This window comes from Ferrovum myxofaciens, from assembly GCF_000735045.1.
Taxonomy (GTDB): domain Bacteria; phylum Pseudomonadota; class Gammaproteobacteria; order Burkholderiales; family Ferrovaceae; genus Ferrovum; species Ferrovum myxofaciens.
Genome location: NZ_JPOQ01000583.1, coordinates 1 through 266, shown reverse-complemented (window position 1 = coordinate 266; position 266 = coordinate 1). Strand labels below are relative to the sequence as shown.

Annotated in this window: 1 protein-coding gene; it reads right to left on the bottom strand. The window is 54.9% G+C overall.

Annotated features, from left to right (window positions below; all coding sequences use genetic code 11):
* A partial coding sequence (locus IV91_RS16505) for a hypothetical protein (RefSeq protein ID WP_035419111.1) occupies positions 1–266 on the bottom strand: 266 nt, incomplete at both ends.

Sequence of the window (266 nt, the reverse complement as noted above, 5' to 3'; positions counted from 1 at the left end):
TCTTCCGAGGATCACAGCCAGTCAAATTCGGTTTATTGACCATGGCATCAAAACGGTCATCGTGAGAGCGCAGAGCCTGTAAAACCTGCCACACCACGGCATAGGTCTTGTTATCGTTCAGGGCTTGGTGGGGTTCTACGCCTGCGGGAATCACCACGGGAAGGATCACATAACCCCGTTTCTTGCCGGGGGCATTACGCATCACCCGGCCCACCGACTGCACTACATCTACCTGAGAATTCCGGGGAGTCAGAAACAACACGGCG